Source organism: Nocardia sp. NPDC005998 (genome assembly GCF_040614395.1).
Classification (GTDB): domain Bacteria; phylum Actinomycetota; class Actinomycetes; order Mycobacteriales; family Mycobacteriaceae; genus Nocardia.
This window is the reverse complement of the sequence record NZ_JBEXUI010000002.1, coordinates 388737-404097: the sequence shown is the minus strand read 5'-3', so window position 1 is coordinate 404097 and position 15361 is coordinate 388737. Positions and strand designations below refer to the sequence as shown.

At 66.3% G+C, this 15361-nt stretch carries 15 protein-coding genes and 1 pseudogene; all 16 read right to left on the bottom strand.

Annotated features, from left to right (window positions below; translation table 11 throughout):
- Positions 1-70: 70 nt before the first annotated feature.
- Positions 71-1972, bottom strand: a complete 1902-nt coding sequence (locus ABZ293_RS05425; protein ID WP_355177496.1) for an alkyl sulfatase dimerization domain-containing protein — start codon at positions 1970-1972, stop codon at positions 71-73.
- A 62-nt stretch (positions 1973-2034) separates the two neighbouring features.
- Positions 2035-2340 (bottom strand): DUF202 domain-containing protein, encoded by a 306-nt coding sequence (locus tag ABZ293_RS05420; RefSeq protein ID WP_354957021.1) that lies wholly within the window; start codon positions 2338-2340, stop codon positions 2035-2037.
- Entirely contained in the window at positions 2337-2702 is a 366-nt protein-coding gene (locus ABZ293_RS05415) for a DUF202 domain-containing protein (protein ID WP_355177494.1), read from the bottom strand. Before ABZ293_RS05415 ends, ABZ293_RS05420 begins: the two co-directional genes overlap by 4 nt.
- Positions 2703-2940: 238 nt before the next feature.
- Positions 2941-3672, bottom strand: coding sequence for an acetoacetate decarboxylase family protein (locus ABZ293_RS05410; RefSeq protein WP_355177492.1), 732 nt, complete (start codon positions 3670-3672; stop codon positions 2941-2943).
- 271 nt (positions 3673-3943) lie between these two features.
- Complete coding sequence (locus ABZ293_RS05405; protein WP_355177490.1) at positions 3944-4864, bottom strand: tyrosine recombinase XerC; 921 nt, start codon at positions 4862-4864, stop codon at positions 3944-3946.
- A gap of 233 nt (positions 4865-5097) precedes the next feature.
- On the bottom strand, positions 5098-6216 hold the full coding sequence (gene dprA, locus ABZ293_RS05400) for a DNA-processing protein DprA (RefSeq protein ID WP_355177488.1): 1119 nt from the start codon (positions 6214-6216) through the stop codon (positions 5098-5100).
- Between the two features lie 241 nt (positions 6217-6457).
- Entirely contained in the window at positions 6458-6625 is a 168-nt protein-coding gene (locus ABZ293_RS05395) for a hypothetical protein (RefSeq protein WP_355177486.1), read from the bottom strand.
- 90 nt (positions 6626-6715) lie between these two features.
- On the bottom strand, positions 6716-8224 hold the full coding sequence (locus ABZ293_RS05390) for a YifB family Mg chelatase-like AAA ATPase (protein ID WP_355177484.1): 1509 nt from the start codon (positions 8222-8224) through the stop codon (positions 6716-6718).
- Entirely contained in the window at positions 8224-8580 is a 357-nt protein-coding gene (locus tag ABZ293_RS05385; protein WP_354957029.1) for a YraN family protein, read from the bottom strand. Before ABZ293_RS05385 ends, ABZ293_RS05390 begins: the two co-directional genes overlap by 1 nt.
- Before the next feature lie 185 nt (positions 8581-8765).
- The gene (locus ABZ293_RS05380; RefSeq protein ID WP_011210678.1) at positions 8766-9071 is read right to left on the bottom strand and encodes a DUF2469 domain-containing protein; all 306 of its coding nucleotides are present in this window, start codon (positions 9069-9071) and stop codon (positions 8766-8768) included.
- Positions 9072-9114: 43 nt separating this feature from the next.
- Positions 9115-9918 (bottom strand): ribonuclease HII, encoded by an 804-nt coding sequence (locus ABZ293_RS05375; protein ID WP_355177482.1) that lies wholly within the window; start codon positions 9916-9918, stop codon positions 9115-9117.
- Between the two features lie 43 nt (positions 9919-9961).
- On the bottom strand, positions 9962-10705 hold the full coding sequence (gene lepB / locus ABZ293_RS05370; protein ID WP_354957031.1) for a signal peptidase I: 744 nt from the start codon (positions 10703-10705) through the stop codon (positions 9962-9964).
- A 108-nt stretch (positions 10706-10813) separates the two neighbouring features.
- Positions 10814-11155: a 50S ribosomal protein L19 gene (rplS, locus tag ABZ293_RS05365; protein WP_011210681.1), complete on the bottom strand. Its 342-nt coding sequence runs from the start codon at positions 11153-11155 to the stop codon at positions 10814-10816.
- A gap of 361 nt (positions 11156-11516) precedes the next feature.
- Positions 11517-11585: pseudogene (locus ABZ293_RS05360) on the bottom strand (DoxX family protein); the annotation flags it as partial.
- A gap of 190 nt (positions 11586-11775) precedes the next feature.
- Complete coding sequence (locus tag ABZ293_RS05355; protein WP_354957032.1) at positions 11776-12642, bottom strand: hypothetical protein; 867 nt, start codon at positions 12640-12642, stop codon at positions 11776-11778.
- A 29-nt stretch (positions 12643-12671) separates the two neighbouring features.
- Entirely contained in the window at positions 12672-15053 is a 2382-nt protein-coding gene (locus ABZ293_RS05350; protein ID WP_355177865.1) for a Tex family protein, read from the bottom strand.
- Positions 15054-15361 lie beyond the last annotated feature (308 nt).

Here is a 15361-nt window from a genome sequence, read left to right as displayed (position 1 = left end):
CCGGAGACCTCGCGGGTCGAGGGATTATCCGACGACACGCGAGGTCACAGCGAGTTCGACGCCGATTCATTCACGGTGTGACGATGGCGAAGTCCGGGTCCGGCTGGTCGAAGACGCCGACGATATCGGCGAGTTTGGTCGGGTCGCCGCCGGGCGTGATGGCGCCGGAGGAGACCAGTGCACCAAAGTCCGCACCCGACAGCAGGACTCGGATCAGTATCGGCCGGGTCAGGGTGAACGAGGCGTCGGGGTCGGGAAGGGCAACGCCGTCGGGCCGGTCGTAATGCGTCAGGCGACCGTTGCGCAGTTCGAGGCGGTGGATGCGGTTTTCGTCGGTGATATGCCAGTCGGTCACCACCCGCATATCCCACGCCTTGGGGCCGTCGACGCGCAATGCCATGGCGTCGAAGATCTGCTCGACGGTCAGGGCGGCGAGCATGGTGGGAGCATTCGTCGTCGTCGGCGTGCCGAACGAGCCGTTGCGCAGTTCATACGCACCGCTGAGGTAGAAGTTGCGCCAGGTGGCATTCTCCGCGCCGTAGCCGAGTTGTTCGAAGGTATTGGCCTGCAATGTTTTCGCGGCCTGGTTGTCCGGATCGGCAAAGATGACGTAATTGACCACCTGGGCGACCCATCGGTAGTCACCGGCATCGTAGGACACCTGCGCCTTGCGGAGCACTTCGTCGGCACCACCCATGAATTCCACATGCCGCCTAGCGGATTCGACCGGCGGATGCTCCCACAGATGCGCCGGATTGCCATCGAACCAGCCCATATACCGCTGGTAGATGGCCTTCACATTGTGACTGACCGATCCGTAATAGCCGTGTGTGTGCCAAGCATTTTCGATGGCGGGGGGCAGCGCGATCAACTCGGCGATCTCACTGCCGACATGGCCCTGATTCAGCAGCCGCAACGTCTGGTCGTGCAGGTAGCCGTACAGATCTCGTTGCAGGGAAAGGAATTCCACCAGTCGATCGGTGCCCCAGGTGGGCCAGTGGTGCGATGCGAACACCACATCGGAATCACGGGCGTACAGATTGATCGCCTCGGTCAGGTACCCGGCCCACACATGTGGATCACGCACCAGCGCGCCGCGCAAGGTGAGCAGGTTGTGCAGGGTGTGTGTGGCGTTTTCGGCCATGCACAGCGCGCGGTGGTCCGGAAAGTAGAAGTTCATCTCGGCCGGAGCCTCGGTGCCCGGGGTGATCTGGAAGACGATGCGCACCCCGTCCACCGTTTCCTGCTGACCGGTGGCGGTGATATCGACGGTCGGCGCGATCAGCGTCACGGTGCCCAAGGAGGTGGTCTGACCCAGACCCGCACCGACCTGACCGAGCGGACCGCGTGGCAGTGCCGCGCCGTACATATAGGCGGCGCGGCGCGCCATCGCGGTGCCCGCGTAGACGTTCTCGGCCACTGCGTGCTCCAGGAATCCGGCCGGAGCCAGCACCGGACAGCGGCCCGCCGCAACGTCTTCGGCACTGGTCACGCCCAGCGCGCCGCCGAAGTGGTCCACATGCGAGTGGGTGTAGATGAGTCCCGTGACGGGGCGGCCGCCGCGGTGTGCGCGATAGAGCGCCAGCCCGGCGGCGGCGGTTTCCGCGCAGATCAGCGGATCGATGACGATCACACCGGCAGTGCCCTCGACCAACGTCATATTCGACAGATCGAGGCCGCGTATCTGATAGATCCCTTCGACGACCTGGTACAGACCCTGTTTGACCACCACGCCGGACTGGCGCCACAGACTCGGGTGCACCGACGCCGGGCACGGCTCGCGCAGGAAGTCGTAGGAGTCGTTGTCCCACACCACCGTTCCGTCAGCAGCGGTGACAATGCCCGGTTCGAGCGCGGCGATGAACCCGCGGTCCGCGTCCGCCAGGTCGGCGGTGTCCGCGAACGGCAGCGTCGTGGCCGCACGCCGCTGGCTCTCAACGATCAACTCGCTCGGCTCGGTCGATGTCGTCATGTCCACCCTCCTTGTCAGCTGAACTTTCTGGGCCTGCCGTTGATATATCGAGCCTCGGTGCTTCAGGGCGGTGTTTCCGTCGATGCGATCACTGCCACGATGACAGCAACGACCAGCACCGCCACCGTCGTTGCGGCAACCGCGCCGCGGCCGTGACCGAAGCGACCTTCGTGCAATGTGCGATTACGCGAAAAACACAATCCCGCAAGCGCCGCCATCGCGATAGCCGCACCGATCGTCGCGACGGCAGCGGGTCGCCACCCGCTGGTCACCGCATGATTGAGCAGCAGCGCGGCGACAGCCATCGCGCTGGTGGCAGTGCGCCGCCAAGAGAGCGCGGTGCGCTCTGCGGCCAGACCGTCGCTCATCGCAGCAATACCGCGATACAGGCCAGCGCCGACACGATAGCGATGCCCAACGACAGGATCGGCACCATGACGGTGTTGGGCAGCGGCTCGCCATTGCGCATCGCCGCGCCGACGCGCCGCCAATGTCCGTACGCACCAACCGCGACGATTACCGCGAGCGCGATGCAGCTCATCGCGAGCGCCCGCCGCAGGCCCGCCATCCGGAACGGTTGCACCAGCGTATGTACCGCAACACCACCGGCGAGCAGCCCGAGCGACGTGCGGATCCAGGCCAGGAAGGTCCGCTCGTTGGCGAGGGTGAACCGGTAATCGATTTCCTCTTCGCCCTCTTCGGATTCCTCAGCGGGATTGGGGAGAGTCACGTCACCTCGGTTTCGACTATCGACCCCTCGGCTTCGGAGGGGCGGGGCCCGTTGGCGCGCACCGGTTGCTGCCGGTCAAGGGCCGCAATGTGCTGCTCGTCGGGATTCACGGACACCTCTCCATCGCTGGCCGGTTTCCTGCCGTAAGCAAACGATCCGCTACGTCAGGTTACCGCCGTCGATGTGGTCGTCCACTGAGTTCGCAGCTCGCGGATGCGAACTTGCGGCGGATCCACCGTCAGAGGGGGTTGGCGTCCTGGAAGGTCATCGCGAGTCGATCCACGACCGACGCCATGAGCGCGCGTTTGGGTAAACCGACGGATCGCAGCTCATCGGCCCAGGCATGGTCGCCGAGGGACAACTCGGCGCCGCCGGGCCGGGCACGCATAGCGGACGGTTCCATCTGCCACTGTGTGCATCGGGTGATCCCGTCGATATGGGAGTAGGCGTCGAACGATGCGGCACCGTTACGGCGCCCCGGGACGGACAGGCCGGGCCGGATGGTGAGATCGACGATCAGTTGCCCGTTCTGGTGCAGGACGCCACGACGCACACGGCCTTCGTGCTGTGCATCGAAATCCGCGATCTCCTTGGGAAATCCCCAGATCCCGCGGCCCGCGGCGAGGGTGAATTCACCATCGACCGGGAGACGATGGATGAAGACACCAGCTCCGCCCGTGGACAGGGCCCGGAGATCGCCGAGTGCGGCGGCGGGTCCGGAGGTGTGGTGGCGGACCATGAACGACACGCCGAATTCGTTGTACGGACCCAGATCTCCGTCGATGTAGTCGACGAAGACGAGCGTGCATATGGCGCGCCCGCCGGGCAGCCGAAGAATCTCCAGCCCGGAATAGTCGATCACCCGCTGCGCGGCTGTCGCGGACACCGCATAGGTCGCCATGAACGCGTGCGCGAGCCGGATCCGCACCGGCATCCGGACTTCCTTGCCCAACACGGTGTGGGTGCTCATCGAACCTCCCGCCGTGGGCCGCGGCGTGAGCCGACCGCGGGCCGGTCAACGAATCGTGCGGCGTACACGAATCCTCCAAACTAGAACCCGTTTCAGAATACCGATAATTTCACCCCATCTTCATCAGTTCCCGCCACGCGAACACATTTCAGAATTTCGACCGGCCCGATGTTCGCCGATGGTCGCGGCCTACTTGATGGACAGCGCCTCGACAAGGTCCGCGACGGCATCGAAGGCAATCACACCAGTGCCTACGGCCTTAGCCGACCGGTCAGGCCCGAGGATGGGCCTGGTCGTGGACTTTCTTCAGGCGCTCGATCGAGACGTGGGTATACAGCTGGGTGGTGGCCATGCTGGCGTGGCCGAGCAGTTCCTGCACGACGCGTAGGTCGGCGCCACCCTCGAGCAGGTGGGTTGCCGCCGAATGCCGCAATCCGTGCGGGCCCATATCGGGTGCGCCCGGGATCGCCGAAACGACCTCGTGGACAACCGTTCTGGCCTGGCGTTGATCGAGGCGTTTGCCGCGACGGCCCAGCAGCAGGGCGCGACCCGAATCGGCGGTGGCGAATGTGGGGCGGCCGTACCGCAGCCAATTCACGATCGCTGCATCGGCCGGAACGCCGAAGGGCACCGATCGCTCCTTGTTGCCCTTGCCGAGTACGCGGACCAGGCGCCGCTCTCGATCGATATCGTCGAGATCGAGTCCGCACAATTCGCTGACCCGGATTCCGGTGGAGTACAACAGCTCCACGATCAGCCGATCCCGTAAGGCCATTGGATCACGTTGCACCGCACCGGATTCCGCCGCATCCATGGCCGCCACGGCCTGCTGGGTGCCGAGCACCGCAGGCAACACCCGATGCGCCTTCGGCGAACCGAGCCGAAGTCCGGGATCGATCGCGAGCCGCCCAGTACTGGTCAACCACGCGGTAAATGTCCTTGCCGAGGACGCCCGCCGCGCCATGGTCGTGCGCGCCGCGCCGCCGGCCGACTGCGCGGCCAGCCATGACCGCAACAACGCCAAATCCATCTCCCGCACTGCCGAATCCGCCGAGCGCGCAACCAAATGCGCCAGCAACGACCGCGCATCCCCCACATACGCCCGCGCCGTATGCGCCGACCGATTCCGCCCCAACCGCAGATGCCGCCCATACTCCATCAGCAACGCCTCGAGATCCTCCGGCAACTCCATCTCCCCACCGTCACCACCCCACCCGCCATTGGCAAGTCAGCACGCCGCACCGACAGCGGATTCATCTACTTTTCACCCGCCCCCGAGCAGATCCAGCAGCGGCGATCCGAGGTGCGAGCGCTGCAAAGTCTCGAAGGGCGAACCGTTCACGGTGTAGCGGGAGGGGCCGGCACCGCTGAGCGCACGGGCATGACCCGGGGCTCGAGCTCTTCGGGTTCAGGAGCATGGGACAGTCATTGTTGCGTCTTCTTCGTGGTTCGGTACCAGCCGTTTTCGTCCATTCCGACGAGTCCGGCCAGTTCGAGTGCAGGGAGAATGGCGCGGACGGTGGCCAGTTCGAGACCGGCGTCTTCGGCGATGGCTCTTGGCTGGCGGGAGCCGATTTGCGGGAGTACCGCGAAGACCGATGCTTCGTCGCCGAGCAAACGGTCGCCTGGGCCGGACAACTGCTGAGTCGGTAGCGAAAGACGCAGTGGGCCTGCTTCATCGATGACCTCCTCGGCGCGGGTGACCAGCAGAGCCTCACCTTCGCGGATCATGCGGTGGCAGCCCACCGAGGATGCCGAGGTGACGGGACCGGGGATGGCGAGGGCGGGGCGGCCGAGGCGGCGGGCCCATTTGACAGTGTTTCGTGCACCGCTGCGCAGCCCCGCCTCCACCACGAGAACGCCGTCCGCCAGGGCCGCGATCAGCCTGTTGCGGGCCAGGAATTGGTTCTTGTGGGCAACCGTGCCGGGCGGGTATTCGCTGATCACCAAACCGGTTTCGGCGATCTCGGCCAGGAGCCGCTCATGCTGGGCGGGATAGGCGCGGTCGACGCCGCAGGCGAGGACGGCAATGGTCGGGGCGCCAACGGCCAGAGCGGCGCGATGCGCCATACCGTCGATACCGAAGGCAGCACCGGACACCACCGTCCAGCCTTGCGCGGCCAGATCACCGACGATCTCACCGGTGACGCGATCACCGTACCCGGTACTGCACCGCGCCCCGACCACCGCGATGGCGCGCTCACTCGACTCCAGCAGCGACCGTGGCCCACGCACCCATAACACCAGCGGCACGGCCCCGTCCCGATCGCGTCCCGGCTCGAGTTGGCTGAGACCCAACATCCGCCAGGCAGGCCATTCCGGATCATCCGGAGTAACCAAACGTCCACCGATCCGGTCCATCATCTCGAGATCGCTTGCCGCACAATCGATCTCTCGCCGCCTCGAAGTAGGCCCCAACAACGACTCCGGCAACGCACACTCCCGCACCGCCCGCGCCGCCTCCACCACCCCAACCGACTCGATCAACAACGACAGCGCCGCACACGGCCCCGCCACCACGCGCGACAAATATGCCCACGCCAACCGTCGCTCATCCCCGCCAATAACCACCTCGGTATTCGCCGACCCCCGATCGTCCAGGTCCACAACCCCATACCCCGAGCGAGGGGATCGGCCGCGCACCACCCCACCGGCACACCCCGCCACCTCTGATACGTATCCCACATCCGCCCCCTCAGCACCTCCCGCCCAACCGCAATCCGCCCTGAGGATGCCGTCATCCGCCGCATACTCGCCTGCTGCCGACGCCCCAGCTGTCCGGTCCTCATTCATCGCCCACCCCGCCGCGGAAGTTCGACGCCGCCAGCACATCCCGCGCACCAGCGAGGTCGATGCCGCCGTATGCGGTGCACACAGCTACCCGCGCCACGCTCGGTGTCCCCCACCACCGGAAGTCCACGGCGACCAATACGTCTTGGGCCCTGAGGAACACGGACAGACTCGCATCCGACGAGAACGGCGACCATCGCTGAATCGCCCCCGTCGCACACAGCCCCATCTGCCGACGACCTCACTCCCCCGCTCACTGTGCACCCCGCTGTCGAAAGTTCAACGCCGCCAGTACATCCTGGGCTCCAGGAAGGTCCGCGCCGCGGAGGTCACAGATTGTCCACGCGACGCGGATGGCGCGGTCGGCGCCGCGGGCGGAGAGGCGGCCCAGGCGGAGAGCGGCCTCGACCGGGGCGGTTGCTTCGGAGGGCAGTCGGAATCGTTGGCGGAGTATGTGACCTGGGACTTCGGCGTTCGTAGCCCAGCCAAAATCCCTCCAACGGTGTACTGCGGCTTGCCTTGCCGCCGCTACTCGGCCGCGCACGACCGCACTGCTCTCGGCCTCCGCGGCGGCGAACGATGCGCCCGACTGGCCGTGCATCTGGACCCAGAGGTCTATGCGGTCCATCAGCGGTCCGGACAGTTTGCCGAGGTATCGGCGGCGGGCGAGCGGCGGGCAGATGCAGTCGACATCGCGGGCCGGGGCGCAGGGGCAGGGGTTCGCGGCGAGCACCAGTTGGAATCGGGCCGGATAGCGCGCCACTCCGTCGCGGCGGGCGATGCGAACTTCGCCCTCTTCCAAGGGAGTTCGCATCGCTTCCAGGACCTTGGTGCCGATCTCCGCGCATTCGTCGAGGAACAGCACGCCCCGGTGGGCGCGGCTGACCGCACCCGGGCGTGCCGTCCCCGATCCGCCGCCGACCATGGCGCTGGCCGAGGTCGAATGATGGGGCGCGACGAAGGGCGGCATGGTGATCAACGGGTGGTCGTCGGAGAGCGCGCCGGCGACCGAGTGGATGGCCGTCACCTCGAGGGCTTCGGATTCGGTGAGGGGCGGCAGTAGGCCCGGAAGGCGTTGCGCCAACATGGTTTTGCCGATTCCTGGCGGTCCGGTGAGCAGCAGGTGATGACCGCCCGCCGCGGCCACCTCCAGTGCCCACCGCGCCTCGTCCTGGCCGACCACCTCGCTCAGATCGCCGCCGTAGCGACCGGTGTCGGGCAGGATGCCATTGGGTTCGACGAGGGCGCCCTCGCCACGCAGCCACGCGACAACGGTGCGCAGGCTGGCGGCGCCGAAGACCTCGATACCATCCACCAGACCGGCTTCGGCCAGTGCGGATTCCGGCACGATCACCCGAGACCAGCCCGCATTGCGCGCCGCGATCACCGCGGGCAGTATGCCGCGCACGCGGCGCACCCGGCCGTCGAGCGCCAATTCCCCTAACAGCACAGTCTTTCCGAGCCGATCGGAGGGAATCGCGCCCGCTGCGTCGAGTACTGCGACCGCAAGGGCCAGGTCGTAAACGCTGCCGATCTTGGGCAAGGTCGCCGGGGACAGCGCCAGAATCACCCTGCCGTCGGGCCACTTCTCCCCCGTATTCGCCACCGCCGAACGCACTCGATCCCGGGATTCCTGCAGCGCGGTGTCGGGCAGTCCGACCAGATGCACCGAGGGCAAGCCCTGTCCGATATCCGCTTCGATCTCGACCAGTTGACCGTCCACCCCGGTCACCGCGACCGAATACGCCACCCCCAGCGCCATCAGAACACGGCTTTCAGGTGGTCGATGACCGGACGGTGGCCGCGGTGCAGCAACACCGAAACGACATCGAACCGGATATTGCGCCACGGACCGTCCTGTTCGGCCAGCCACACCAGCGCAAGCCGCCGTATCCGCTGCTGTTTATCGAAGGTGACCGCCTCGGCGGGCGTGCCGAACTTGGCCCCGGTTCGGGTTTTGACCTCTACGAAGGCGGTGACCTCGGTGTCCTTGGCGATCAGATCCAGCTCGCCGTATTTACACCGCCAATTCCTGCCGATGATCTCCATCCCGGCGGCCTGCAGGAATCGTGCCGCCAGCTCTTCCCCTTGTGCGCCGAGCGCCCGGTTATCTGCCACCAGCTCAGCGTGCCCGGACCGCACCTCCGGTCGACGCCAGCGACCTGGGCGAACAGAAAGCCTGTGGATAACCGCTGAGCTGTGCACAACCCGAGCGCCCAGTATTCACCTGCGCCGTATTTGTCGGTACCCCGTGCTATAGAGCCGGATCGGCGCCCATGCGACCACCCCGCAGTGTGGGCGCCCTACTCCGGCAACCGCAGATCCGGCTTCTCCAGCTCCTCGATATTCACGTCCTTGAACGTGATCACCCGAACATGCTTCACGAAGCGCGCGGGACGGTACATATCCCATACCCAGGCATCGCTCATGCGCACCTCGAAGTACACCTCGCCGTCGGCGTTCTGCGGCCGCAATTCGACGGAGTTGGCCAGATAGAAGCGGCGCTCGGTCTCCACCACGTACGAGAACTGACCGACGATGTCCTTGTACTCCCGATACAGCGAGAGCTCCATCTCGGTTTCGTATTTCTCCAGGTCCTCGGCACTCATCGGGTGGGACGTCCTCCTTCTCGCCGCACTGCGTGTATTGACATCATCTCGCATGCGCCGGGTCGGTAGCCACTCGGCTATCCGGTTCGGCGCCGTCGACCAGAACCGCACCGGCCAAAACCTCATCGGCCAGTACCGCGTCGGCGTATTCGGCGGCGGCGACCGGCCGCAGCCCCGCCGCCTCCCGCACATTGCGCCAGGATCGGCGGTGCTCACTGCTCGGTCCGAGCCGTTCGAGCGCGGCGGTATGTTCGGGCGTGTTGTAGCCCTTGTGCGCGGCGAAACCGTAGCCGGGAAAGCGCTCGTCGAGTTCGACCATTATTCGGTCCCTGGTCACCTTGGCCAGAATGCTCGCCGCCGCGATGCAGGCCGCGGCCGCGTCACCACCGATGACCGGCAGCGACGGCACCGGAATACCGGGCACCCGGAATCCGTCGGTGAGCACATATCCGGGCGTCCGCCCGAGCCCGGCGACCGCGCGGCGCATACCTTCGATATTGGCGACATGGATGCCGATCGAGTCGATCTCCCAGGCCGGAACGACCACGACCTTCCAGGCCAGCGCCAGCCGGGTGATGACCGGGTACAGCTGCTCGCGCACCGATTCGGTGAGCTTCTTGGAATCGTCGAGTCCGGCCAGCTTGTCGTAGGCCTTGGGAGCGAGCAGACAGGCGGCGACCACCAGCGGTCCGGCACAGGGGCCGCGCCCGGCCTCGTCGACGCCCGCGACGGGTCCTAGTCCGCTGCGGATCAGTGCCGCCTCCAGGGTGCGCAATCCGCCTGCCCGGCGCATGACAACGCGCGGCGGCCACCCGTTGCCCGGAGTCGCGCCCTTAGCCTGTGCCACTCGACCCTGCCCCACCGTCTAATTATCCTGCGGCCCGCACCGATCAGTTCGTCTGGGGATCCTGCGCTTTCACCGGGCCGATGCGGGTGGGCGGCCAGATCTTGAAGACGGTCTTACCGCGAACATTGTCGATCGGGACGGTGCCCTGCAGATTGTCGCTGACGTGGGCGCGCGAGTCGGCGGACTGATTGCGGTTATCGCCCATCACCCACAGGTTGCCCTCGGGCACCTTCACCGGGCCGAACACCCGGCCCGCAGGGTAGGTCGCATTCTGCTGCCCGGGATACCACGGGTAGTCGTTCTTGACATACGGCTCGTCCAAGGGCTTGCCGTCCACCAGGACCCGGCCCTGTGCGTCACAGCACTGCACGGTCTGGCCGCCGACGGCGATCACCCGCTTCACCAGATCGTTCTCATCCGGCGGCACGAGCCCGAAGAAGGAAAAGAAGTTCTGCACGCCGCGCACGACGACATTGCTCGACCGGATGGACTGGTAGCGGGTATTCCACGACGGCGGACCGACGAACACCACGACATCACCGGGCTCGGGATTGCCCCAGTAGTAGCTCGGCTTCTCCACGTAGATACGGTCGCCGATGAGCAGAGTCTGTTCCATCGACTGGGACGGAATGACATACGGGCGCCCGACGAAACTGACCATCAAGGCCGCGATCACCGCAGCGATGACAATGAGGACCGGCAGTTCCTGCCAGAAAGGGCGTTGCTTGCGCTTCGCGCGTCGCGAGCGACGGCCCGCACCCTCGTCGTCCGAACCGGACACAGTCATCGACCCACTTTCGTCTGCCACGCCGAACAGATTAGCCCGGCACCATGACTCACGTCCGGTGCCGGGCTACTGAAGAACTATCGTGCCGAGCTGCGTTGTGCTACAAGGTCAGCGCTTTTCCTTGATCTTGGCAGCCTTGCCGCGCAGATCGCGCAGGTAGTACAGCTTGGCCCGGCGGACATCACCGCGGGTCACGACATCGATGTGGTCGATGTTCGGGCTGTGCACCGGGAAGGTGCGCTCCACGCCGACACCGAACGACACCTTGCGGACGGTGAAGGTTTCGCGGATGCCACCGCCCTGGCGCCGGATCACGACGCCCTTGAAGACCTGGATGCGCTCCTTCGAGCCTTCGATGACCTTCACATGCACGTTGAGCGTGTCACCCGGCCGGAAGTCGGGGACGTCGCTGCGCAGCGACTTTTCGTCGACGAAGTCAAGGGTGTTCATTTCATCCTTCTGATGTTCGCGCGAGCAGAGGACCCTGGCGGCACTCACGTACTCGACCGGTTCATGCTCCGAATAAGGGGTGCTCCATGGGCCGAAAGCACCCAGGGCAACCTGTGCATTGTGCCAGATCGACGGGGCACTGGAAAAATCGCCCCGGTCCTCCCGCGGGAAAAGCCCCGCTCAACGGGTCACCGCGCGGTGCACCGCCGCCGCCTCGCTCACGCGGCCGCCCGGCAGCGCAGCACTCCGAGCGGCTGCGCTGCGCCCGGCCGCAGGCCCCAGGAGGCGAGGGCGAGCCAGCGAAACCCGGCGGTCCGAGCCATGCCTTCGGCTCGTCACCGACCGCGATATGGGAGGCGGCCGCGCCGCCATAGACGAAGGTCAGTCCCGCGTAGGCCCATTCCTCGGCGCGCGGGAACTCCGCTGTCATGCTCGCGGCATTCGTTCCGTCAACTCTTCGAGCAACATCGAGGAGACCTTTGTGGACACGAACTGGCCGACCGACTCGAGGCGCGACCTCCTCTCCCACCCCAGCTCATCCCGTGAGAATGCGCTGGTGCAGGCAAACGCCGGGAGCACCCTGCACCAGCGCATTCTCGTGAACGCGAGAGCCTGGGGGGTCAGTTGTGGTGGGAGTGGTCGGCCATGGGGAGGTGCCAGTGGGCGGGGGCGGGTGGGGCGGGGACTACGGTGCGGGCCAATTCGGCTTCGGCGGCCTCGCGGACGTGGACCACGTCGGGTTTTCCGGCGACCAGGTCTTGGACGAAAATTTTCGCGCGGATTACTGGGCGGCGGTATCGGCGTTCGCGGACGATGGCGCGGTACATCAGCCGTCGCTTACCGGGGTAGCGCCAGCGGGCCCATGGTGCGCCCGGCCTGCTCAGGCGTAGCGCGCCTACGACGAGTAGGGGTAGGAAGTACATGCCGAACAGGCCGGTCCAGATCTTGCCTTTCGCGATGACGATGGCCGCGAGCCCGAGGTTCACCACCGCGAAGACGACGATGGAGATCCGGACCTCCATGCTGGGGTCGCGGCGGAAGTCATTGACATCCAATAACCACAGCGGATGGAAGCCGAGCAGTAGCAGTCCCGTCACGGCGAGCGCGACGAAGACCGCGTCGACCGAGGTGCGGCCCTGTTCCTCCCAGTACACATCGCGCAGATAGAAGATCAGCGCGAATTCGTCGAGGGTGAGGGCCGCACCGACACCGAAGGCGGCGGCGAGCAGGCTCGCGGTGAGCGTATCGGCGCTCTGGTAGGTCGTGACCAACCCGATGCCGGACAACAGCACGAGGATGACCCCGAACACCATGTGATGGATGTGCACGCCGCCGGAGCGCAGATTTCCGGGCCACCAGCGGACCTGCTTACGGATCAACCGGACGCTGAGCCGGATCAGCAGGAACCCGACGATAAATCCGAGCAGGAAGCACGCCAACGGCAGACGACCATGCGCGATCACATCATCTTCGAGCCACCGTCGCATGGCCGCCTACAACCTCCGCCCGTATCGCCCTACTGTCCGAAACCGGCCCGCCGCAGTGCATCCGCCATCGAACCGCTCGGCGCGGGCGTGTTACGACGCTGGTTGCCCTGGTTGCGGCCCTGATTCTGCTGGCGCCCCTGGCCCTGCTGCTTACCCTGTCCATTCTGCCGCTGCCCGCCGCGATCGGGTCCGCCCCGAGCACCCTGGCCACGGCCACGGCCGCCCTCGGCCTTGACGGCACCCGGTTCGTCGTCCAGCCGCAGCGACAGCCCGATGCGCTGACGTGCGACATCGACCTCGAGCACCTTCACCTTGACGACATCGCCGGACTTCACGACCTCGCGCGGATCCTTGACGAAGTTGTGCGACATGGCCGAGACGTGCACAAGTCCGTCCTGGTGCACGCCGATATCGACGAAGGCACCGAATGCGGCCACATTGGTGACCACACCCTCGAGCACCATGCCCGGCTCGAGGTCGGCGACCTTCTCTACGCCCGCCGCGAATTCGGCGGTCTTGAACTCCGGACGGGGGTCGCGACCCGGCTTCTCGAGTTCGGTGATGATGTCGGTGACGGTGGGGATACCGAACTTCTCGTCGGTGAAATCGGCGGGCTTCAGCGCGCGCAATGTCCCGGTATTGCCGATCAGCTCCGACATGCCGCGTCCGGTCGACTCCAGAATGCGCCGCACCACCGGATAGGCCTCGGGGTGCACGGCGGAGGTGTCGAGCGGATCGTCGCCGCCGCGGATGCGCAGGAAGCCCGCGCACTGTTCGAAGGCCTTCGGGCCCAGGCGTGGCACATTCAGCAACGCGGTGCGGCTGCGGAACGGACCGTGCTGATCACGGTGCGCCACAATGCTTTCGGCGATCGAGTTGGCGATCCCGGATACTCGCGACAGCAGCGGCACCGACGCGGTGTTGACGTCGACACCGACCGCGTTCACCGCATCCTCGACCACCGCGCCGAGCGAGCGGGCCAGCAGCGTTTCGGAGACGTCGTGCTGGTACTGGCCGACGCCGATGGACTTCGGGTCGATCTTCACCAGCTCGGCCAGCGGGTCCTGCAGGCGGCGCGCGATCGATACCGCGCCGCGCAGCGAGACATCCATATCGGGTAGTTCCTGCGAGGCGTAGGCCGATGCGGAGTACACCGACGCGCCCGCCTCGGACACCACGATCTTTGTCGGCTTGTTCTCCGGAATACGCGAGATCAGTTCGACGGCAAGGGCATCGGTCTCGCGCGAGGCAGTGCCATTGCCGATGGCGATGAGCTCGACGCCGAACCGGGCCACCAGCGCACCGAGTACGGCAAGGGACTTCTCGGTCTGTCCCTGCGGCTTGTGCGGGTAGATGACCTCGGTGGCGACGGCCTTGCCGGTCGCATCGACGACCGCGACCTTCACGCCGGTGCGGTAACCCGGATCCAGCCCCATGGTGGCGCGGGTGCCCGCGGGTGCGGCGAGCAGCAGATCGCGCAGGTTCGCGGCGAACACATCGACGGCGTCCTTCTCGGCCGCCTGACGCAGCCGCATGCGGGTATCGATGCCAAGGCTCACTTGAAGTTTCGTGCGCCATGCCCAACGCACCGTGTCCAGCAGCCAGTTGTCGGCGGCCCGGCCGCGATCGGCGATATCGAACTTCACCGCGATTCGGCCCTCGTAGACCGACCGCTCACCGGGCTCGCCAGGAGCGGAGCCTGCGGAGCGACCAGCGGAGGCGGCCTCGGTATCCGGTTCGAGCTGCAGTTGCAGAATCTCTTCCTTCTCGCCGCGCAGCAGCGCGAGGATCCGGTGCGAGGGCAGCTTGCTGAACGGCTCGCTGAACTCGAAGTAGTCGGCGAACTTCGCGCCCGCCTCCTCCTTGCCCGCGCGCACGCTCGAGCTGACCTGACCGCGGTTCCACATCAGCTCGCGCAGTTCGCCGACCAGGTCGGCGTCCTCGGCGAAACGCTCGACCAGGATGGCACGGGCGCCGTCGAGCTGCTCGGCGGTGTACTGCGCCGGATCGGTGGTCGGATCGCCGATCAGCGCGTCGGCGACCGGCTCGTGACCGGCCTCGCGGGCGATCTGCGCCTTGGTGCGCCGCTTCGGCTTGTACGGCAGGTAGATGTCCTCGAGACGGGCCTTGGTCTCGGCCATCATCAACTGCCCGAGCAGTGCGTTATCGAGTTTGCCCTGGCCCTTGATGGATTCGATGATCGCGCCGCGGCGCTCGTCGAGTTCGCGCAGATAGCTCAGGCGCTCGTCGAGCTGACGGAGCTGGGCATCATCGAGGCCGCCGGTGACCTCTTTTCGATATCGCGCGATGAAGGGCACGGTCGAACCAGCATCCAGCAGCTCGACGGCGGCGCGAACCTGACTCTCGCGCACGCCGAGCTCCTCGGCGATGCGCTGGCCCACGCTGGCCAGCGCTCTGGTCGCGGCCGGTGCGGCGGCGGTCGTGTCGGTGTTCGTCGCTGAACTGGCGATCTCGGGCGCTGTCGTCACGCCCGAGACACTACCGTTGTCACCCGACAAACGGCCCACGCCCAGGTAAACCGGTACGGGCATGCCCGAATTGCGCGGTGTCACCGTCGGTCGGGCAGGTCCGGTATGGCCCTGGACAGCTCGCGCCTCCCCGGGCCTTTTGCCGGTCGTGAGGTGCTCGAACAGTGTGGTCGCAGGCCGACAGTCGAGCAGTTGGCGGAGTTTTGGATGTCCCCGGCGAGTCACCCAGG